The organism is Streptomyces sp. NPDC037421 (assembly GCF_055602105.1).
On the sequence record NZ_JBVJWV010000004.1, the window covers coordinates 67,040 to 85,734 of the forward strand.

At 72.9% G+C, this 18,695-nt stretch carries 23 protein-coding genes; 19 read left to right on the top strand and 4 right to left on the bottom strand.

What is annotated here, in order from left to right:
* Window positions 1–32: 32 nt before the first annotated feature.
* Genes ybaK through ACZ7IF_RS07860 form a run of 3 tightly spaced genes read right to left on the bottom strand, consistent with a single transcriptional unit; the run spans window position 33 to window position 2,903 of the window.
* The gene (ybaK, locus tag ACZ7IF_RS07850) at window positions 33–527 is read right to left on the bottom strand and encodes a Cys-tRNA(Pro) deacylase (RefSeq protein ID WP_470964785.1); all 495 of its coding nucleotides are present in this window, start codon (window positions 525–527) and stop codon (window positions 33–35) included.
* Window positions 528–531: 4 nt separating this feature from the next.
* On the bottom strand, window positions 532–1,272 hold the full coding sequence (locus tag ACZ7IF_RS07855) for an LON peptidase substrate-binding domain-containing protein (RefSeq protein WP_470964788.1): 741 nt from the start codon (window positions 1,270–1,272) through the stop codon (window positions 532–534).
* Between the two features lie 41 nt (window positions 1,273–1,313).
* A complete protein-coding gene (locus ACZ7IF_RS07860) occupies window positions 1,314–2,903 on the bottom strand; it encodes an oxidoreductase (RefSeq protein ID WP_470964791.1) in 1,590 nt (529 codons plus the stop codon).
* 122 nt (window positions 2,904–3,025) lie between these two features.
* Here ACZ7IF_RS07860 and hisD point away from each other — a divergent pair, with 122 nt between their 5' ends.
* The 8 genes from hisD to hisF are packed head-to-tail and all read left to right on the top strand — an operon-like array spanning window position 3,026 to window position 8,718.
* Window positions 3,026–4,348: a histidinol dehydrogenase gene (gene hisD, locus ACZ7IF_RS07865; protein ID WP_470964794.1), complete on the top strand. Its 1,323-nt coding sequence runs from the start codon at window positions 3,026–3,028 to the stop codon at window positions 4,346–4,348.
* Window positions 4,327–5,457 (top strand): histidinol-phosphate transaminase, encoded by a 1,131-nt coding sequence (locus tag ACZ7IF_RS07870; protein WP_470964797.1) that lies wholly within the window; start codon window positions 4,327–4,329, stop codon window positions 5,455–5,457. Before hisD ends, ACZ7IF_RS07870 begins: the two co-directional genes overlap by 22 nt.
* Window positions 5,454–6,047 (top strand): imidazoleglycerol-phosphate dehydratase HisB, encoded by a 594-nt coding sequence (gene hisB / locus ACZ7IF_RS07875; protein WP_007263577.1) that lies wholly within the window; start codon window positions 5,454–5,456, stop codon window positions 6,045–6,047. The genes ACZ7IF_RS07870 and hisB overlap by 4 nt, the downstream gene beginning before the upstream one ends.
* 2 nt (window positions 6,048–6,049) lie before the next feature.
* Window positions 6,050–6,217 (top strand): hypothetical protein, encoded by a 168-nt coding sequence (locus ACZ7IF_RS07880; protein ID WP_470964800.1) that lies wholly within the window; start codon window positions 6,050–6,052, stop codon window positions 6,215–6,217.
* Complete coding sequence (gene hisH, locus ACZ7IF_RS07885) at window positions 6,214–6,855, top strand: imidazole glycerol phosphate synthase subunit HisH (protein WP_470964803.1); 642 nt, start codon at window positions 6,214–6,216, stop codon at window positions 6,853–6,855. Before ACZ7IF_RS07880 ends, hisH begins: the two co-directional genes overlap by 4 nt.
* Complete coding sequence (gene priA / locus ACZ7IF_RS07890) at window positions 6,855–7,583, top strand: bifunctional 1-(5-phosphoribosyl)-5-((5-phosphoribosylamino)methylideneamino)imidazole-4-carboxamide isomerase/phosphoribosylanthranilate isomerase PriA (protein ID WP_470964806.1); 729 nt, start codon at window positions 6,855–6,857, stop codon at window positions 7,581–7,583. The genes hisH and priA overlap by 1 nt, the downstream gene beginning before the upstream one ends.
* Window positions 7,580–7,966 (top strand): RidA family protein, encoded by a 387-nt coding sequence (locus ACZ7IF_RS07895; RefSeq protein WP_470964809.1) that lies wholly within the window; start codon window positions 7,580–7,582, stop codon window positions 7,964–7,966. The genes priA and ACZ7IF_RS07895 overlap by 4 nt, the downstream gene beginning before the upstream one ends.
* Window positions 7,963–8,718, top strand: a complete 756-nt coding sequence (hisF, locus tag ACZ7IF_RS07900) for an imidazole glycerol phosphate synthase subunit HisF (RefSeq protein ID WP_470964812.1) — start codon at window positions 7,963–7,965, stop codon at window positions 8,716–8,718. The genes ACZ7IF_RS07895 and hisF overlap by 4 nt, the downstream gene beginning before the upstream one ends.
* Window positions 8,719–8,765: 47 nt before the next feature.
* On the opposite strand, the gene ACZ7IF_RS07905 is transcribed toward hisF, so the two are convergent.
* Window positions 8,766–9,398, bottom strand: a complete 633-nt coding sequence (locus ACZ7IF_RS07905; RefSeq protein ID WP_385767872.1) for a TIGR03085 family metal-binding protein — start codon at window positions 9,396–9,398, stop codon at window positions 8,766–8,768.
* An 84-nt stretch (window positions 9,399–9,482) separates the two neighbouring features.
* Between ACZ7IF_RS07905 and hisI the strand changes: the two genes are divergently transcribed.
* The 11 genes from hisI (at window position 9,483) to lgt (ending at window position 18,575) form a co-directional block, all read left to right on the top strand.
* Window positions 9,483–9,848 (top strand): phosphoribosyl-AMP cyclohydrolase, encoded by a 366-nt coding sequence (gene hisI / locus ACZ7IF_RS07910; protein WP_405981118.1) that lies wholly within the window; start codon window positions 9,483–9,485, stop codon window positions 9,846–9,848.
* A gap of 19 nt (window positions 9,849–9,867) precedes the next feature.
* The gene (locus tag ACZ7IF_RS07915) at window positions 9,868–11,358 is read left to right on the top strand and encodes an anthranilate synthase component I (protein WP_470964817.1); all 1,491 of its coding nucleotides are present in this window, start codon (window positions 9,868–9,870) and stop codon (window positions 11,356–11,358) included.
* A 14-nt stretch (window positions 11,359–11,372) separates the two neighbouring features.
* A complete protein-coding gene (locus tag ACZ7IF_RS07920) occupies window positions 11,373–12,011 on the top strand; it encodes a TIGR02234 family membrane protein (RefSeq protein WP_470964820.1) in 639 nt (212 codons plus the stop codon).
* A 109-nt stretch (window positions 12,012–12,120) separates the two neighbouring features.
* Window positions 12,121–12,372, top strand: coding sequence for an HGxxPAAW family protein (locus ACZ7IF_RS07925; protein ID WP_470964823.1), 252 nt, complete (start codon window positions 12,121–12,123; stop codon window positions 12,370–12,372).
* A 68-nt stretch (window positions 12,373–12,440) separates the two neighbouring features.
* Window positions 12,441–12,938 carry a DUF2752 domain-containing protein gene (locus ACZ7IF_RS07930; protein WP_470964826.1) on the top strand — a complete coding sequence of 166 codons (498 nt, stop codon included), beginning with the start codon at window positions 12,441–12,443 and terminating at the stop codon, window positions 12,936–12,938.
* Window positions 12,939–13,119: 181 nt separating this feature from the next.
* A complete protein-coding gene (trpC, locus tag ACZ7IF_RS07935) occupies window positions 13,120–13,929 on the top strand; it encodes an indole-3-glycerol phosphate synthase TrpC (protein ID WP_007263565.1) in 810 nt (269 codons plus the stop codon).
* An 8-nt stretch (window positions 13,930–13,937) separates the two neighbouring features.
* Entirely contained in the window at window positions 13,938–14,144 is a 207-nt protein-coding gene (gene trpM / locus ACZ7IF_RS07940) for a tryptophan biosynthesis modulator TrpM (RefSeq protein ID WP_470964829.1), read from the top strand.
* A 205-nt stretch (window positions 14,145–14,349) separates the two neighbouring features.
* Window positions 14,350–15,603 carry a tryptophan synthase subunit beta gene (gene trpB, locus ACZ7IF_RS07945; protein ID WP_007263564.1) on the top strand — a complete coding sequence of 418 codons (1,254 nt, stop codon included), beginning with the start codon at window positions 14,350–14,352 and terminating at the stop codon, window positions 15,601–15,603.
* A complete protein-coding gene (trpA, locus tag ACZ7IF_RS07950) occupies window positions 15,600–16,418 on the top strand; it encodes a tryptophan synthase subunit alpha (RefSeq protein WP_470964832.1) in 819 nt (272 codons plus the stop codon). The genes trpB and trpA overlap by 4 nt, the downstream gene beginning before the upstream one ends.
* A 96-nt stretch (window positions 16,419–16,514) precedes the next feature.
* A complete protein-coding gene (locus ACZ7IF_RS07955; protein WP_470964835.1) occupies window positions 16,515–17,441 on the top strand; it encodes a DsbA family protein in 927 nt (308 codons plus the stop codon).
* A gap of 90 nt (window positions 17,442–17,531) precedes the next feature.
* A complete protein-coding gene (gene lgt / locus ACZ7IF_RS07960) occupies window positions 17,532–18,575 on the top strand; it encodes a prolipoprotein diacylglyceryl transferase (RefSeq protein WP_470964838.1) in 1,044 nt (347 codons plus the stop codon).
* Window positions 18,576–18,695: the final 120 nt, after the last annotated feature.

The window sequence follows — 18,695 nt, forward strand, 5'->3', positions numbered from 1 at the left end:
CCCCAGGCTCTGCGCCCGGCCCCTTCCGGGGGCTACGGGCGGCCGATCGGGGCGAGCACGGCCCCGGTGAGGGCGGCCAGGTCCGTGGGGGAGAGTTCCACCTCCAGGCCCCGGCGGCCCGCCGAGACGCAGATCGTGGTGTGGCCGGAGGCTGAGGCGTCCAGGACCGTACGCAGCCGCTTGCGCTGCCCCAGCGGGGAGATGCCGCCCCGCACGTAGCCCGTGGTGCGCTCCGCCAGCGCCGGATCGGCCATTGCCGCCCGCTTCCCGCCCACCGCGCCCGCCAGGGCCTTGAGGTCCAGCGAGCCCGACACCGGGACCACCGCCACCGTCAGGGCCCCGTCCACGTCGGCGACCAGGGTCTTGAACACCTGCTCCGGGGAGACGCCCAGCGCCTCGGCCGCCTCCTCGCCGTACGAGGGGTGTGCGGGGTCGTGCTCGTAGGAGTGGGTGGTGAACGCCACGCCCGAACTGGTGAGGGCGGTGATGGCAGGGGTGCCGGCCGGCTGCGGCTTCTTCTTCGCCATGGCCTCAGTTCGGGCTCGTCGGGGTTCGGGTCAGGTCCACCGCCGGCAGGGACGGCAGGTGGCGGATCACGGCCGTCTCGGTACGGAGCAGCTTCAGCTCCTCCGCGAGGCGCGTCGCGGTGTCCGGGGCCTGGAGCAGGCGCTGCTTCGACGGGGTGTCCAGCACGGCGGCGGCCGCCACCAGGTACGACACCACCGACGGCTCGTCCGGCAGGTCCGGCGCCGAGGCCAGGGTCCGCTCACGGGCCCCCGCCAGCCGCTTCTGGTAGCTGCGGAAGGCCCGGAGCACCCCCTCGGACAGGGCGCCCGCGCCGTCGCCCGCGTCCTCCGCGAGCTCCTCCAGCTCCGCCACCAGGAACGGCCCCGACGCGTCGACCGACAGCAGCCGCACCCGGGTCGTGCCGGTGGCCAGCACCTCGAAGCTGCCGTCCTCCCGCTCCCGGATCGTCGCCGCGTCCGCGATGCAGCCCACCCGGTGGAACGCCTGGATCGGGTCGGAGCCGAAGCCCGCCGCCGGGCCCTTTTCGGGCAGGGCCGTCTGGTCGGGCAGCCCGGGCGCGGTCGGGGCGACCTCCCGGCCGTCGCGGATCGCGACGACCGCGAACCGGCGCGGCTCGTCCTCCCGGGTCTTCAGCAGCTCGCGCATCATGGCGCGATAGCGCTCCTCGAAGACGTTCAGCGGCAGCACGAGGCCCGGGAACAGCACCGAGTTCAGCGGGAAGAGGGGCAGGCGAACGGTGGTCACCTGGCACAGGGTAGTGGCCGGACGGCCCGGGCCGTCACCCGTTAACCCCGCCTCAGCAGCCGCGACGCACCCGCCGCCACCGTCGTCGCCAGGATCCAGCCCAGCAGCACCAGCGCCGCCGAACCCCACTGCCAGCCGCCCTCCAGCTTCCACTGCCCCTGCTGGCCGAGATCGATCACCGGGAGCAGCAGGTCCAGCGCGTACAGCGCCGCGTCCCACTGCGGATGCTCGTCCGCCTTGATCGGCGCCGGCTCGTGCCGCAGGAACAGCAGGGTGCCCGCCGCCCACAGCACCGCCATCCACAGCGCCGCCCGTCCCGGCCGGTACCCGTAGACCACCGTCCAGTCCTGGAGGTACCCCCAGGCCTTCGCCGCCGGCGGCAGCGCGGCCCGGCGGCAGCGCTGCTTGGCCACCAGCACCTCGCGGGCGCCGGAGTCCTCCCCGCCCGCCCGCAGCACGGCGGCGAGCCGCTCGTACGGCTCCGGCGAGTACTCGGGGGTGGCCGCCTCCAGCCACTCCAGCCGGCGGGAGAGCGGGAAGTGGCCGCGGGGCGCGAGCTCCTCGTAGACGAAACCCTCCATCGACACCCGGCCGCGCCCGGGCCAGCTCGTCGACCGGTCGACGAGCTTGACCACCTTCGCGCCCGAGACCACCACCCGGCCCAGCTCCGGGGCCTCGCCCACGAACCGCAGCTCGGGCGTCTGGACCCGCCGCAGCGACACCTCCTGGTCCGCGCGCAGGTCGAAGCGGGCACCGTAGAAGTCGGCCGAGTCGCCGAACCGGCCGTCGTCCAGCCGAAGCCCGCCCCGGCACTCGAAGCGCTGCGCCGGCCCGCCCGTCGTCGGGGTCTGGCCCCAGTCGTACGGGCGCTCCGGGTCGCTCGTCGGGGAGGCCAGGCCGATGGACGTCAGGTACAGGGTCCGCTCGACGGTCAGCGTCGGGGCGTTCAGCGCCCGCCGGCCGTAGCGGTTGCTCAGCCGTGCCCCGCGCAGGCTCATCGAGGCGCCCACCTTCGCCCCGCGCAGGCTCACCTCGCCGTGCGTCTCCAGCATGTCCGCCTGGAGGTCCTGCGCCACCGCCAGCCCGTCCGCGGCGATGGCCCGGCCCCGGTTGTCCCGCTGGACCACCGCGTGGCTGAGCAGCAGGTCGGTGCCGATCTGCGCGTCGGTCAGCCGGATCCCGCGCGCCACCCGGCAGCGCGCCAGGTGCAGGTCGCCCTCGGTGTGCAGGCGGGCACCCTCCAGCCGGGGCACCGCGCAGTTGTCCAGCCGGAGCGTGCCGAACCGGGTCTCGGACACCTGGATCTCGCCGTCGAAGCGGCACGAGCGGATCTCCACGTACGGAGCCACCGCCGCACCGGACAGATCCAGCCGCCCGGTGATCTGCGCACCGCGCAGCTTCAGCCGCCCCACCCGCCCCGGGACCGGCGCGGGCCCGGCCAGCAGCAGGTGCGCCACGACCTCCGCCCGGACCCGGCGCTCGGGCCCCCAGGCCGGCCCCGCGTGCGGATCGTCCAGGCCGGCGGTACGGGCTCCGAGGTCGCAGACGGTGCCCGCGCGGAAGGCCTCCCACATCCGCTGTTCGGGCCCGGTCAGGCCGTCCGGCCGTCCGTCCTCGTGCGCTTCGGTCATGGCAGCCCCCCGCTGTCATTTACGTGTAGGAGAACGCTAAGGGGCGGCGGTGACGTCCGGGGCGTGTATCAGCCAGTGATACGGGCGGACGGCGGTGGGAGGCGGTCTGAGAGAATTGGGAGGTGATCTCTCGTATCGACCTGCGCGGTGACGCCCTCCCCGAGGGCGGCGCCCTGCGCGACCTGCTGCCCCGTGCCGAGTTCGACGTGGAAGCCGCCCTGGAGAAAGTGCGGCCCATCTGCGAGGACGTCCATCATCGTGGCACGGCGGCGCTGATCGAGTACGCGCAGAAGTTCGACGGGGTCGAACTCACGCAGGTCCGGGTGCCCGCGGAGGCCCTCACGGCCGCCCTGGAGCAGCTGGACCCGGCCGTCCGGGCCGCCCTGGAGGAGTCGATCCGGCGCGCCCGCATCGTGCACCGGAACCAGCGCCGCAGCGAGCACACCACCCAGGTGGTCCCCGGCGGCACCGTGACCGAGAAGTGGGTTCCGGTCGAGCGCGTGGGCCTGTACGCCCCCGGCGGCCGCTCCGTGTACCCCTCCTCCGTCGTCATGAACGTGGTCCCGGCCCAGGAGGCGGGCGTCGAGTCGATCGCGCTCGCGTCCCCGCCCCAGAAGGAGTTCGGCGGCCTGCCGCACCCCACCATCCTGGCGGCGTGCGCGCTGCTCGGCGTGGACGAGGTGTACGCGGCCGGCGGCGCCGTCGCCGTCGCGATGTTCGCGTACGGCACGCAGGATTGCCTGCCGGTCAACATGGTGACCGGCCCCGGCAACATCTGGGTCGCCGCCGCCAAGCGCTACTTCACCGGGAAGATCGGCATCGACACCGAGGCCGGCCCCACCGAGATCGCGGTCCTCGCGGACTCCACGGCCGACCCGGTCCACGTCGCCGCCGACCTGATCAGCCAGGCCGAGCACGACCCGCTCGCCGCCGCCGTCCTCGTCACGGACTCCGCGGAGCTCGCGGCCGCCGTCGAGAAGGAGCTGGAGCCGCAGGTCGCCGCGACCAAGCACGTCGAGGACCGGATCAAGCCCGCCCTCGCCGGCAGGCAGTCCGCGATCGTGCTGGTCGACAGCCTGGAGGACGGCCTCAAGGTCGTCGACGCGTACGGCGCCGAGCACCTGGAGATCCAGACCGCCGACGCCGCCGCCTGGGCCGCCCGGGTCCGCAACGCCGGCGCGATCTTCGTCGGCCCCTGGGCGCCCGTCTCCCTCGGCGACTACTGCGCCGGCTCCAACCACGTGCTGCCCACCGGCGGCTGCGCCTGCCACTCCTCGGGGCTGTCCGTGCAGTCCTTCCTGCGCGGCATCCACATCGTCGACTACACGCGCGACGCCCTCGCCGAGGTCACCCACCACGTGGTGACGCTGGCCGAGGCCGAGGACCTGCCCGCGCACGGCGCGGCCCTCAAGGCCCGCTTCGGATGGAAGGTGCCGGGACAGTGAGCACCATCGGGATCGACGACCTCCCCATCCGGGACGAGCTCCGCGGCAAGACGCCCTACGGCGCCCCGCAGCTCGACGTGCCCGTCCAGCTGAACACCAACGAGAACCCGTACGAGCTGCCCGAGCCGCTCGTCCGGCGCATCGCCGAGCGCGTCGCCGACGCCGCCCGCACCCTCAACCGCTACCCCGACCGGGACGCGGTCGAGCTGCGCACCCAGCTGGCCGCCTACCTCACCCGCACGGGCAAGCACCCCGTCGCCAAGGAGAACGTCTGGGCCGCCAACGGCTCCAACGAGGTCATCCAGCAGCTGCTCCAGACCTTCGGCGGCCCCGGGCGCACGGCCATCGGCTTCGAGCCCTCGTACTCGATGCACGCGCTCATCGCGCGCGGCACCGGCACGGGGTGGATCTCCGGCCCGCGCCGTGAGGACTTCACCATCGACGTGGAGGCGGCGGAGCGGGCCATCGCCGAGCACACCCCCGACGTCGTCTTCATCACCTCGCCCAACAACCCCACGGGTACCGCGGTCGAGGCGGAGACGGTCCTCGCCCTCTACGAGGCCGCGCAGGCCGCCAAGCCCTCGCTGGTCGTCGTCGACGAGGCCTACGTGGAGTTCTCCCACCGCGACTCCCTCCTCCCGCTGATCGAGGGCCGCCCCAACCTGGTGGTCTCCCGGACCATGTCCAAGGCCTTCGGCGCCGCGGGCCTGCGCCTGGGCTACCTGGCCGCGCACCCCGCCGTCGTCGACGCCGTGCAGCTCGTACGCCTGCCGTACCACCTGTCCGCCGTCACCCAGGCGACCGCGCTGGCCGCGCTGGAGCACACCGACACCCTGCTCGGCTACGTCGAGCAGCTCAAGGCCGAACGGGACCGCCTCGTCACCGAGCTGCGGGCCATCGGCTACGAGGTCACCGAGTCCGACGCGAACTTCATCCAGTTCGGCAGGTTCGAGGACTCCCACACCGCATGGCAGAAGATCCTCGACCAGGGCGTCCTGGTCCGGGACAACGGCGTACCGGGCCGGCTGCGGGTCACCGCCGGCACGCCGGCCGAGAACGACGCGTTCCTGGAAGCGGTTCGCGCACTGAAGAAGGAGCAGCAGGCATGAGCCGCATCGGACGGGTCGAGCGCACCACGAAGGAGACCACGGTCCTCGTCGAGATAGACCTCGACGGCACCGGCAAGGTCGACGTCTCGACGGGTGTCGGCTTCTACGACCACATGCTCGACCAGCTCGGCCGCCACGGCCTCTTCGACCTCACGGTCAAGACGGACGGCGACCTGCACATCGACAGCCACCACACCATCGAGGACACCGCCCTCGCGCTGGGCGCCGCCTTCAAGCAGGCCCTCGGCGACAAGGTGGGCATCTACCGCTTCGGCAACTGCACCGTCCCGCTGGACGAGTCCCTGGCCCAGGTGACCGTCGACCTCTCCGGCCGCCCCTACCTCGTGCACACCGAGCCCGAGAACATGGCGCCGATGATCGGCGAGTACGACACGACGATGACCCGGCACATCTTCGAGTCCTTCGTCGCGCAGGCCCAGATCGCGCTGCACATCCACGTCCCGTACGGCCGCAACGCCCACCACATCGTGGAGTGCCAGTTCAAGGCCCTCGCCCGGGCCCTGCGCTACGCCGCCGAGTTCGACCCGCGCGCCGCCGGCATCCTGCCCTCGACGAAGGGCGCCCTCTAGCCGTGAACGGCCTGAACACCATCCTGATCGTCCTCGGCCTGTTCCTGGCCGGGGGCGTCTACTCCTTCCAGAAGCAGAAGATGCCGAAATCGGTGATCATTCTGCTCGCCCTCGGCTCCGTGATGTGCCTGGCCGCGGGGATCCTGCGAATCCAGGGGATTTGGGAATGAGCGCCAAGAAGAACGTCGTGGTCTTCGACTACGGCTTCGGCAACATCCGCTCCGCCGAGCGCGCCCTCGCGCGCGTCGGCGCGGACGTCGAGATCACCCGCGACTACGACAAGGCCATGGACGCCGACGGGCTCCTCGTCCCCGGTGTCGGCGCCTTCTCCGCTTGCATGAAGGGCCTCAAGGACGCGCGCGGCGACTGGATCATCGGCCGCCGGCTGTCCGGCGGGCGCCCCGTCATGGGCATCTGCGTCGGCATGCAGATCCTCTTCGAGCGCGGCATCGAGCACGGCGTGGAGACCGAGGGCCTCGACGAGTGGCCCGGCACGGTCGGCCCGCTGAAGGCGCCCGTCGTCCCGCACATGGGCTGGAACACCGTCGAGGCCCCGGCCGACAGCCAGGCCTTCGCCGGGCTGGACGCCGACGCCCGCTTCTACTTCGTGCACTCCTACGCGGCCCACGACTGGTCGCTGGAGGTCACCAACCCCAGGATCAGGGGCCCCAGGGTCACCTGGGCCACCCACGGCGAGCGGTTCGTGGCGGCGGTGGAGAACGGCGCCCTGTGGGCCACCCAGTTCCACCCCGAGAAGTCCGGCGACGCCGGAGCCCAGCTCCTCACCAACTGGATCGAGACCCTCTGATGCCGAACACGCTTGAACTGCTTCCCGCGGTCGACGTCCGCGACGGCCAGGCCGTACGCCTCGTGCACGGCGTGTCGGGCAGCGAGACCTCCTACGGCTCCCCGCTGGAGGCGGCCCTCGCCTGGCAGGCCTCCGGCGCCGAGTGGCTGCACCTCGTCGACCTGGACGCCGCCTTCGGGACCGGCGACAACCGCGCCCTGGTCGCCGAGATCACCCGCGCCATGGACATCAAGGTCGAGCTGTCCGGCGGCATCCGCGACGACGCCTCGCTCGCCGCGGCCCTCGCCACCGGCTGCACCCGCGTCAACCTCGGCACCGCCGCCCTGGAGACCCCCGAGTGGGCCGCCAAGGCCATCGCCGAGCACGGCGACAAGATCGCCATCGGCCTCGACGTGCGCGGCACCACCCTCAAGGGCCGGGGCTGGACCAGCGAGGGCGGCGACCTCTACGAGACCCTCGCCCGCCTGGACTCCGAGGGCTGCGCCCGCTACGTCGTCACCGACATCGGCAAGGACGGCACGCTGACCGGCCCCAACCTGGAGCTGCTGCGGAACGTCTGCGCCGCCACCGACCGGCCCGTCGTCGCCTCCGGCGGCGTGTCTTCCCTGGACGACCTGCGGGCCCTGTCCGAGCTGGTCCCCCTGGGCGTCGAGGGCGCCATCGTCGGCAAGGCCCTGTACGCCAAGGCCTTCACCCTGGAAGAGGCCCTGGAGGCGGTGCGCGCATGAGTTCCTCCGACGTACGCCGGATCTCCTCCGGCGGCCCCTACGAGGACGTGATCGGCTACTCCCGCGCCGTTGCCCTGCCCAACGGCCTGGTGCTGGTGTCCGGCTGCACCGGGGCCGACGCGGGCGGCCCGTACGACCAGACGGTGAAGGCCTTCGAGGTCGCCTTCAAGGCGCTCGCCGAGGCCGGCCTGGGCGCCGAGGACGTGGTCCGCACCCGGATGTACCTCACCCACGCCCGGGACGTGGAAGAGGTGGGCCGCGCCCACAAGACCCTCTTCGACGCCGTCCGCCCCGCCGCCTCCATGATCATCGTCTCCGGCTTCGTCGAGCCGAACATGGTCGTCGAGGTGGAGGTCGAGGCCTTCAAGGAGGTCGCGCGATGACCCTCGCCGTACGAGTGATCCCCTGCCTGGACGTGGACAACGGCCGGGTCGTCAAGGGCGTCAACTTCCAGAACCTGCGCGACGCCGGCGACCCGGTCGAGATGGCCAAGCTCTACGACGCCGAGGGCGCCGACGAGCTGACCTTCCTCGACATCACCGCCTCCTCCGGCAACCGCGAGACCACCTACGACGTGGTCCGGCGCACCGCCGAACAGGTGTTCATCCCGCTCACGGTCGGCGGCGGCGTCCGCACGGCCGACGACGTCGACAGGCTGCTGCGGGCCGGCGCCGACAAGGTGGGCGTCAACACCGCCGCCATCGCCCGGCCCGAGCTGATCCAGGAGATCGCCGAGCGCTTCGGCCGCCAGGTCCTCGTGCTGTCGGTCGACGCCCGCCGCACCGGGACCGGCTCCTTCGAGGTCACCACCCACGGCGGCCGCCGGGGCACCGGCATCGACGCCGTCGAGTGGGCGCACCGCGCGGCCGAACTGGGCGCCGGGGAGATCCTGTTGAACTCCATGGACGCCGACGGCACCAAGGACGGCTACGACACCGAGATGATCGCCGCCGTGCGCCGGCACGTCACCGTCCCGGTGATCGCCTCGGGCGGCGCCGGCAAGCTGGAGCACTTCGCGCCCGCCATCGGCGCGGGCGCCGACGCGGTCCTCGCCGCCTCGGTGTTCCACTTCGGCGACCTGCGCATCGGCCAGGTCAAGGAAGCCCTGCGCGAAGCCGGCCACCCGGTCCGCTGAGCCGCCACGCCGACGGGGCCCGGCCGGGCCCCGTCGGCGGGTGCGCCTCAGATGCCCAGCTGGGCCACCGTCAGCTTCGCCACGGCCTCCTTCTCGCCGTCCAGCTCCACCGCGGCCGAGCTCTGCCGGCCGAAGCAGAACAGCGTCAGCTCACCCGGCTCCCCGGTCACCGTCACCACCGGTACGCCCTTGTGCGCCACCGCCGTGCGCCCGTCCGGGCGGCGCAGCACCAGGCCCACCGGCGAGCGGCGGCCCGTCAGCCGGGCCAGCTTCTCCAGCCGGGACCAGAGCGCGTCCGAGAACACCGGGTCCAGGGTCCGCGGCGACCAGTCCGGCTGCGCGCGCCGCACGTCCTCCGCGTGGACGTAGAACTCCACCGCGTTCGCCGCCTCGTCGATCTGCTTCAGCGCGTACACGGACAGCTTCGGCGGGCCGGTGCGGATCAGCTGGATGAGCTCCTCGTACGGCTTGGCCGTGTACTCGGCCATCGCCCGGTCGAGGCGGTCCTTCAGCACGTTCAGCAGCAGCCCGCCCGCCGCGTCCGGACGGCGCTCGCGCACCACGACGTGCGCCGCCAGGTCCCGGCAGGTCCAGCCGTCGCACAGGGTCGGCGCCTCCGGTCCCGCCGCCTCCAGAAGGTCCGCCAGCAGCAGGCGTTCACGCTTCGCATGGGTAGACATGCGGGCCAGCCTACGGCCGCGCCCCGCCGCGCGGCTGCCCATCAGGCGGACGGTGATCCGTAACAGGTCCTTCCGCCCGGCACAATGGGGCCCATGAGTACGTCCTCCCTCGACCCCGCCGTCGCCGCCCGCCTCAAGCGCTCCCCGGACGGCCTGGTCCCGGCCATCGCCCAGCAGTACGACACCGGTGAGGTGCTCATGCTCGGCTGGATGGACGACGAGGCCCTGCACCGCACCCTCACCACCGGCCGCTGCACCTACTGGTCCCGCAGCCGCCAGGAGTACTGGGTCAAGGGGGACACCTCCGGCCACTTCCAGTACGTGAAGTCCGTCGCCCTCGACTGCGACGCGGACACCGTGCTCGTCAAGGTCGACCAGGTCGGCGCCGCCTGCCACACCGGCGCCCGCACCTGCTTCGACGACGATGTCCTTTTCAGCGACGCCAGCTAGCCAGTTAGGGTCCCACCCCATGGATCTCGAGACGTTCCGCAAGCTCGCGGCCGACCGCCGCGTCATCCCCGTGAGCCGCAGGCTGCTGGCCGACGGGGACACCCCCGTCGGGCTCTACCGGAAGCTGGCCGCCGAACGCCCCGGCACCTTCCTGCTGGAATCCGCCGAGAACGGCCGCTCCTGGTCCCGCTACTCCTTCGTCGGCGTCCGCAGCGACTCCACCCTCACCGTCAAGGACGGGCAGGCGCACTGGATCGGCACCCCGCCCGTCGGCGTCCCGGTCGACGGCGACCCCCTCGACGCCCTGCGCGCCACCGTCGAGGCCCTGCACACCCCCCGCGACCTCGCGGGCGGCATGCCGCCCTTCACCGGCGGCATGGTGGGCTACCTGGGCTACGACATCGTCCGCCGCCTGGAGCGCATCGGCGACCACGCCGAGGACGACCTGGAGCTCCCCGAGCTGACCATGCTCCTCACCTCCGACCTGGCGGTCCTGGACCACTGGGACGGCACGGTCCTGCTCATCGCCAACGCGATCAACCACAACGCACTCGACACCGGCGCCGACGAGGCCCACGCGGACGCGGTCGCCCGCCTCGACGCGATGGAGGCCGACCTCGCGCGGCCCGCGCCCTACGCGCCCGCCGCGCTCCCGGAGTCCGAGCTGCCGCCCTTCGACGCCCTGTGGGGCGGCGAGAAGTACCAGGCGGCCGTCGAGGACGTGAAGGAGCGCATCCGGGCCGGCGAGGCCTTCCAGGTGGTGCCCTCGCAGCGGTTCGAGACCCCCTGCCAGGCCTCCGCCCTGGACGTCTACCGGGTGCTGCGGGCCACCAACCCGTCCCCGTACATGTACCTCTTCCGCTTCGAGAACGGCTTCGACGTGGTCGGGTCCAGCCCCGAGGCGCTGGTCAAGGTCGAGGACGGCCGGGCCATGGTCCACCCGATCGCGGGCACCCGGCACCGGGGCGCGACCCCGCAGGAGGACAACGACCTCGCCGAGGAGCTGCTGGCCGACCCCAAGGAGCGCGCCGAGCACCTGATGCTCGTCGACCTCGGCCGCAACGACCTGGGCCGGGTGTGCGAGCCGGGCTCCGTCGAGGTCGTCGACTTCATGAGCATCGAGCGCTACTCGCACGTCATGCACATCGTCTCCACCGTCACCGGGCGCGTCGCCGAGGGCAAGACCGCCTTCGACGTGCTCACCGCCTGCTTCCCCGCCGGCACCCTGTCGGGTGCGCCCAAGCCGCGCGCCATGCAGATCATCGAGGAACTGGAGCCCTCCCGCCGCGGCCTGTACGGCGGCTGCGTCGGCTACCTCGACTTCGCGGGGGACTCCGACACGGCCATCGCCATCCGCACCGCGCTGCTGCGCGACGGCACGGCGTACGTGCAGGCCGGGGCGGGCGTGGTCGCGGACTCGGTGCCCGAGCTGGAGGACCGCGAGTGCCGCAACAAGGCGGCGGCCGTGCTCCGCGCCGTCGGAGCGGCGAACCGCCTCCACCGCGCCTGAGGCCGTAAGGGATAGTGGGGTACGTGAGTGCCGTACCCCACCCCCCCAGCGAGGCCGAGGCCCCCGAGAGCAGCACCGGCCGCCGCACCGTGGCCGTCGCCCTGCTGCTCGGCGCGCTCGGCGCCACCGTCGTCCTGCTCGCCTCCGGCCGCACCTGGGCCCGGGGCAGCGCCTCCATCGGGGGCGGGACCCTTCCCCTGACCGCGGACGGGCGGGCCGTCACGGGCCTTCCGGCGGCCCTGGCCATCGTCGGCCTCGCGGCCCTGGTCGCGGTGTTCGCCGTACGGGGCCGGGGGCGGCTGCTGGTCTCCGGCCTGCTCGCGCTGAGCGGCCTGGGCGCCGCCCTGGCCGCGGTGGCCGCCGCCGACGACCGGCGCGCGCTGGACGAGCGGGCCGCCACCGCGACCGCCGACACCGCCGCCCGGGTGGTGGAGCTGACCCATACGGCGTGGCCGTACGTCACCGCCTCCGGCGCTGCCCTGATCCTGCTCGCGGGACTGCTCGCGCTGCGCTTCGGCCGCAGCTGGCCCGCGATGGGGGGCCGCTACGAGCGCGACGGGAGCCCCCGCGGGCGCACCCCGGCCCCGGTGGACCCGGACCGGCCGGAGGACCTGTGGAAGGCGCTGGACCGCGGCGAGGACCCCACCCGCTAGACGGGGCCGCCGGAGACCGCCACCCACTGGAGAAACCGGCGGCGTCGTGCGGGACAATGACAGCGAGCGTGCGGCACCGCACGCGAGACAGAGCAACGAGGAGCAACTCATGGCGGGCACGAGCCACGGACACACCCCGGCCGCCTGGACCGGTGTCGTCATCGCCTTCATCGGTTTCTGCGTATCCGGCGCCTTCATGGTGCTGGCGAACCCGCTCGGGTTCTGGGCGGGCCTGGTCGTCGTAGCGCTCGGCGGTGTGGTCGGCATGGCGATGCGGGCCGCCGGCATGGGCGCGCCGAAGGCCCCCCACCGCGACCTCGCCGAGGTCATCGCGGCCAACCGGGTTCCCGCCAAGGTCTGAGCGCGATCCCGCGGGTCTGCCGGTCCGCTGTTCGAAAGGCGCGGCCCCGTCGGGCTGCGCCTTTTGTCATGAGCGGAGAGAATCAGCGGGTGGACGCCTCTCGTACCGACGCCCCGCACGCGGGCCCCTGGGAGCCGCTGCCGTCCGCCCGGGTGCCCGTACGGGCCTCCAGGGCCCGGCGGCTGGCCGCCCCCGTGCTGACCCTGGCCGGGGCGGTGGCGGCGTTCGCGTACGTGGGCGCAGTGGACCCGGGCGAACCGGGGCACTATCCGGTCTGCCCGCTGTTCCGGCTGACCGGGGTGCTGTGCCCCGGCTGCGGCGGGCTGCGCAGTGCGCACGCCTTCGCCACCGGCGACCTGGCGGCGGCGCTGGGCGCCAACGCCGTGGCGGTGGCCGGCTACCTCGTCTTCGCCGCCTTCACGGCCCTGTGGCTGCTGCGGGCCTTCCGCGGCGGCCCGGTCCCCCGGATCGCCCTGCGGCCGGCCTGGTGGTGGGGCATCGGGTCCCTGGTGCTGGTGTTCTCGATTGTCCGGAACCTCCCGTTCGGTTCCGCCCTGGCTCCCTGACCCCGGCGGAGGCCTTGCGGGAACTACGGGAAGGCCATATTCCGAGTGTCCAGTCCCTGGGAAACCGAGAAGTCCGTGCGGAGGCCTCGGCGACCTGCGGATACCATTTGAGTGCTGACCTTGCAGTGGAACGTGTCTGCAAGGCGGCCGACCGTCATCAACCCGGAAGGGGGCCGCTCGCGTGAGTGTGCTCGACGAGATCATCGAAGGGGTCCGCGAAGACCTTGCCGAACGGCAGGCCCGCGTGAGCCTCGACGAGCTCAAGGAGCGTGCCGCCAAGGCGCCCCAGGCCAAGGACGGCGTCGCCGCCCTGCGTGGCGACGGCGTCAAGGTGATCTGCGAGGTCAAGCGCTCCAGCCCCTCCAAGGGCGCGCTGGCCGCGATCGCGGATCCGGCCGGGCTCGCCGCCGATTACGAGGCAGGCGGGGCGGCGGTCATCTCCGTCCTCACAGAGCAGCGCCGCTTCGGCGGCTCGCTCGCCGACCTGGAGGCCGTCCGCGCCCGCGTGGACATCCCGATCCTGCGCAAGGACTTCATCGTCACGGCGTACCAGCTGTGGGAGGCCCGTGCCTACGGCGCCGACCTCGTGCTGCTGATCGTCGCGGCCCTGGAGCAGGAGGCCCTGGTCTCCCTCATCGAGCGGGCCGAGTCCATCGGCCTCACCCCGCTCGTCGAGGTGCACGACGAGGAGGAGATCGAGCGTGCCGTCGCCGCCGGCGCCAAGATCATCGGCGTCAACGCGCGCAACCTGAAGGACCTCAAGGTCGACCGCTCCACCTTCGAGCGGGTCGTCGGCGAGATCCCGCCCCACATCGTGAAGGTCGCCGAGTCCGGCATCCGCGGACCCCACGACCTGATCGCCTACGCCAACGAGGGCGCCGACGCCGTCCTCGTCGGCGAGTCCCTGGTCACCGGCCGCGACCCGAAGGCGGCCGTGGCCGACCTCGTCGCCGCCGGCGCCCACCCCGCCCTGCGGCACGGGCGGAGCTGACCACTCCCATGCCTCCCTCCTCCTCCGTCCGCACCCGCCCGGGCCACGGCCCGGCCGGCGTGCCGACGGCGCACGCGCCGCTGGCGCGCGGCTGCCGCCCCCGCGGCTGCCGCGCCCCGGCCCGCCGCGTGCACGGCAGGCGGGTGCGCTACGTGATCGGGTCCGAGCCCGGACAGGTCAACGGCATGCGATGGCGCGGCGCGGTCGCGCCGTAACGGCGGCCCTCCCGGCCCGGTACCCCTGAGGTGCCGGCCGAGGGCCCCTCGTACGGCCCCGCCCCCTCGTGGGCGCGGGCCGTCCCGTCCGCACGCTCCCACCCTCCCAGCGGGGTGCGCGGGCCGTGGACCGGCGGCGCAATACGGTGCATCCAGCCCGCGTCGAGCGAAACCTCGCATTCCGTACCCGTAGGAGTAGTGGCACATGTCCACCAGCTCGTTCTTCATCCCGGACCCGGAGGGTCACGTCCCCAACACCGAGGGCTACTTCGGTGACTTCGGCGGCAAGTTCATCCCGGAGGCCCTCGTCGCCGCCGTGGACGAGGTCGCCGTCGAGTACGAGAAGGCCAAGGGCGACCCGGCCTTCGCCGCCGAGCTCAACGACCTCATGGTCAACTACACCGGCCGGCCCAGTGCCCTGACCGAGGTGCCCCGGTTCGCCGAGCACGCCGGCGGCGCCCGGATCTTCCTCAAGCGCGAGGACCTCAACCACACCGGCTCGCACAAGATCAACAACGTGCTGGGCCAGGCGCTGCTCACCAAGCGCATGGGCAAGACCCGCGTCATCGCCGAGACCGGCGCCGGCCAGCACGGCGTGGCCACCGCCACCGCCTGCGCCCTCTTCGGCCTCGACTGCACCATCTACATGGGCGAGATCGACACCCAGCGCCAGGCCCTCAACGTGGCCCGCATGCGCATGCTCGGTGCCGAGGTCATCGCCGTGAAGTCCGGCTCCCGGACCCTCAAGGACGCCATCAACGAGGCGTTCCGCGACTGGGTCGCCAACGTGGACCAGACCCACTACCTCTTCGGCACCGTCGCCGGCCCCCACCCCTTCCCGGCCATGGTCCGCGACTTCCACCGCGTCATCGGCGTCGAGGCCCGCCGCCAGATCATCGAGCGCGCCGGCCGGCTCCCCGACGCCGTCGCCGCCTGCGTCGGCGGCGGCTCCAACGCCATCGGCCTCTTCCACGCCTTCATCCCCGACGCGGACGTCCGCCTGGTCGGCTTCGAGCCCGCCGGACACGGAGTGGAGACCGGCGAGCACGCCGCCACCCTCACCGCGGGCGAGCCCGGCATCCTGCACGGCTCCCGCAGCTACGTCCTCCAGGACGAGGAGGGCCAGATCACCGAGCCCTACTCCATCTCCGCCGGCCTGGACTACCCCGGCATCGGTCCCGAGCACTCCTACCTCAAGGACACCGGCCGCGGCGAGTACCGCGCGGTCACCGACGACGCCGCCATGCAGGCCCTGCGCCTGCTGTCGCGCACCGAGGGCATCATCCCGGCCATCGAGTCGGCACACGCCCTCGCGGGCGCCCTCGACCTGGGCAAGGAGCTGGGCAAGGACGGCCTCATCGTCGTCAACCTGTCCGGCCGCGGCGACAAGGACATGGACACGGCCGCCCGCTACTTCGGGCTGTACGACGGCACGGAGCCCGAGGGGGAGAACAAGTGAGCAACCAGGGCAACATCGAACTGCTGAGCGCGACCCTCGCCAAGGCCAAGTCCGAGGACCGCGCCGCCCTCGTCGCCTACCTCCCGGCCGGCTTCCCGACCGTCGACGGCGGCATCGAGGCCGTCAAGGCGGTCATCGCGGGCGGCGCCGACGTCGTCGAGATCGGCCTGCCGCACAGTGACCCGGTCCTGGACGGCGCCGTCATCCAGACCGCCGACGACATCGCCCTGCGCGGCGGCGTCAAGATCGCCGACGTGCTGCGCACCGTCCGCGAGGCCTTCGAGGCCACCGGGGTCCCGATCCTGGTGATGACGTACTGGAACCCCATCGACCGCTACGGCGTCGAGCGGTTCACCGCAGAGCTGGCCGCCGCCGGCGGCGCGGGATGCATCCTGCCCGACCTGCCGGTCCAGGAGTCCGCGCTGTGGCGGGAGCACGCCGCCAAGCACGGTCTGGCGACCGTCTTCGTCGTGGCCCCCAGCAGCAAGGACGAGCGCCTGGCGACCATCACCGCCGCCGGCTCCGGCTTCGTCTACGCCGCCTCCCTCATGGGCGTCACCGGCACCCGCGAGTCCGTCGGCAACGAGGCCCAGGATCTGGTGCGCCGCACCCGCACGACCACCGACCTCCCGGTCTGCGTGGGCCTGGGCGTCTCCAACGCCGTACAGGCCAAACAGGTCGCCGGCTTCGCCGACGGTGTGATCGTCGGCTCGGCCTTCGTGAAGCTGCTCCTGGACGCCCCGGACCTGCCGGCGGGCCTGTCGGCCGTGCGGGCACTGGCGGGCGAGCTTGCGGAAGGCGTACGCAGGTCCTGACCCGCGACCGGGTCCAGGACGAGGTTCTGTAGCCCGATCGGGTGGATTCGGCAGCGGGGAGGCACGCGAGTGCCTCCCCGCTTCGTTTGGCCGAACGTGAGCGAGAAGAACGACGGTGCGAACCGCGATGCGACGAAACGATCGGCCCGGGAGCGACTCCAGGAGGAGCGCGAGCGGCAGAAGGCCCGGGACAGGCGCCGGCGGACCCTCCTGGTCGCCGGAGCCGTCGTCGGCGTGCTCGGCCTGGCCGCCGTCGTCGGCGTGATCGCGGCCAACACCGGCAAGGGCGACAAGTCCGCCAAGGCCGGCCCGGTGGCCGCGCCCTCCGGAGCCACCGGCAAGGACGCGCTCGCCATCCAGACGGGCAAGAACGAGGCCAAGTCCACCCTCACGGTGTGGGAGGACTTCCGCTGCCCCGCCTGCAAGGCCTTCGAGGACAACTACCGCACCACCATCCACGACCTGGAGGCCAAGGGGCTGCTCAAGGTCGAGTACCACCTGGTCACCCTGATCGACGGGAACATGGGCGGCACCGGCTCCCTGAAGGGGGCGAACGCCGCCGCCTGCTCCCAGGACGCCGGCAAGTTCTCCGCCTACCACGACGTCCTCTTCCAGAACCAGCCGCCGGAGACCGACGACGCCTTCGGCAAGAACGCCAAGCTGCTGGAGCTGGCGGGCAAGGTCGACGGGCTGGACACCCCCGCCTTCCGCTCCTGCGTGGAGGACGGCACCCACAACAGCTGGGTGGGCAAGTCGCACGAGGCCTTCCTCGCCGGAAAGTTCCGGGGCACCCCCACCGTGCTGCTCGACGGCAAGGACATCTTCTCCGACCAGGCGAACCCGCTGACCCCGCAGAAGCTGAAGGAGAAGGTCGAGGGCACGGCCGGCAAGACCGCCCCGTCACCGTCGGCGTCCCCCTCCGCCTCCGCCTCCGGGAACGGCGGTTCCAAGAGCGGCACCAAGGGCGCCCCGGCCGCCGGCTCCGGTTCCGCTTCCGGCTCCCGCGCGGGGTCGGGAGGCTGACCGGGGCGGCCCCGCCATGTGTGGTTTTGGTTTCAGCTTGCCGGGCGGGTTGCGGTGCGCACCGCCCGGCAGGGTAGCGTCAGGTCTGCCATGGACCTTGCTTACATCCCCAGCCCGTCGACCGGCGTGATCCATCTCGGACCGATCCCGCTGCGCGGCTACGCGTTCTGCATCATCATCGGCGTCTTCGTCGCCGTCTGGCTCGGCAACAAGCGGTGGATCGCGCGCGGCGGAAAGCCGGGCACGGTCGCGGACATCGCCGTGTGGGCGGTGCCCTTCGGCCTGGTCGGCGGTCGCCTCTACCACGTGATCACCGACTACCAGCTCTACTTCGGCGAGGGCCGGGACTGGGTCGACGCCTTCAAGATCTGGGAGGGCGGCCTCGGCATCTGGGGCGCGATCGCGCTCGGCGCGGTCGGCGCCTGGATCGGCTGCCGGCTGCGCGGCATCCCGCTGCCCGCCTGGGCCGACGCGCTCGCCCCGGGCATCGCCATCGCCCAGGCCTGCGGACGCTGGGGCAACTGGTTCAACCAGGAGCTGTACGGCCGCGCGACCGACCTGCCGTGGGCGCTGAAGATCAGCGAGGGCCCGAACCGGGTGGCCGGGACCTACCACCCGACCTTCCTCTACGAGTCCCTGTGGTGCCTGGGCGTGGCCGCCCTGGTCATCTGGGCCGACCGGCGCTTCAAGCTGGGGCACGGGCGGGCGTTCGCCCTGTACGTGGCGGCGTACTGCTCCGGGCGCGTGTGGATCGAGTACATGCGCGTCGACGAGGCGCACCACATCCTGGGCCTGCGGCTGAACGTGTGGACCGCGATCGTGGTCTTCGTGCTCGCGGTGGTGTACTTCGTGCTCTCGGCGAAGCTGCGGCCGGGGCGGGAGCCGGTCGTCGAGCCGGTCGCCTCCGGCGGTTCCGGTGAGGGTGCGGGCGCCGTCCCGGCCGGTGCGGACGCCAAGGCCGTCCCGGGCGAGCCGAAGGAGGCCGCGGCCGACGCCAAGGCCGTCCCGGGGGGTGCGGAGGCGAAGGCCGTCCCGGCGGGTGCGGACGCCAAGGCCGACGCCGAGCCCGTCGCGGACGCCGAGGCGAAGAAGCCGACCAGCCTCACGAAGGCCGCGGAGGCCGACAAGAGCTGAACCAGTCGTACCGGAGGGGGGGGGGGGGGGCCGGGGGGAGGGGGAGGGGGGGGCGGGGGGCGACGGGGGGCAGGGGGGGGGTAGTGGGGGGGAGGGGGTACCCGCGATTCCTGACAGCCA

Coding starts and splice junctions, on each gene's coding strand:
- ACZ7IF_RS07860 (WP_470964791.1), bottom strand. CDS start 2,903: ATGACCGAAGCGCACGAGGACGGACGGCCGGACGGCCTGACCGGGCCC.
- ACZ7IF_RS07895 (WP_470964809.1), top strand. CDS start 7,580: ATGAGTTCCTCCGACGTACGCCGGATCTCCTCCGGCGGCCCCTACGAG.
- hisI (WP_405981118.1), top strand. CDS start 9,483: ATGGGGCCCATGAGTACGTCCTCCCTCGACCCCGCCGTCGCCGCCCGC.
- priA (WP_470964806.1), top strand. CDS start 6,855: ATGCCGAACACGCTTGAACTGCTTCCCGCGGTCGACGTCCGCGACGGC.
- ACZ7IF_RS07870 (WP_470964797.1), top strand. CDS start 4,327: ATGGAAGGTGCCGGGACAGTGAGCACCATCGGGATCGACGACCTCCCC.
- ybaK (WP_470964785.1), bottom strand. CDS start 527: ATGGCGAAGAAGAAGCCGCAGCCGGCCGGCACCCCTGCCATCACCGCC.
- ACZ7IF_RS07905 (WP_385767872.1), bottom strand. CDS start 9,398: ATGTCTACCCATGCGAAGCGTGAACGCCTGCTGCTGGCGGACCTTCTG.
- hisH (WP_470964803.1), top strand. CDS start 6,214: ATGAGCGCCAAGAAGAACGTCGTGGTCTTCGACTACGGCTTCGGCAAC.
- hisB (WP_007263577.1), top strand. CDS start 5,454: ATGAGCCGCATCGGACGGGTCGAGCGCACCACGAAGGAGACCACGGTC.
- hisF (WP_470964812.1), top strand. CDS start 7,963: ATGACCCTCGCCGTACGAGTGATCCCCTGCCTGGACGTGGACAACGGC.
- ACZ7IF_RS07915 (WP_470964817.1), top strand. CDS start 9,868: ATGGATCTCGAGACGTTCCGCAAGCTCGCGGCCGACCGCCGCGTCATC.
- trpB (WP_007263564.1), top strand. CDS start 14,350: ATGTCCACCAGCTCGTTCTTCATCCCGGACCCGGAGGGTCACGTCCCC.
- ACZ7IF_RS07925 (WP_470964823.1), top strand. CDS start 12,121: ATGGCGGGCACGAGCCACGGACACACCCCGGCCGCCTGGACCGGTGTC.
- ACZ7IF_RS07930 (WP_470964826.1), top strand. CDS start 12,441: ATGAGCGGAGAGAATCAGCGGGTGGACGCCTCTCGTACCGACGCCCCG.
- trpM (WP_470964829.1), top strand. CDS start 13,938: ATGCCTCCCTCCTCCTCCGTCCGCACCCGCCCGGGCCACGGCCCGGCC.
- lgt (WP_470964838.1), top strand. CDS start 17,532: ATGGACCTTGCTTACATCCCCAGCCCGTCGACCGGCGTGATCCATCTC.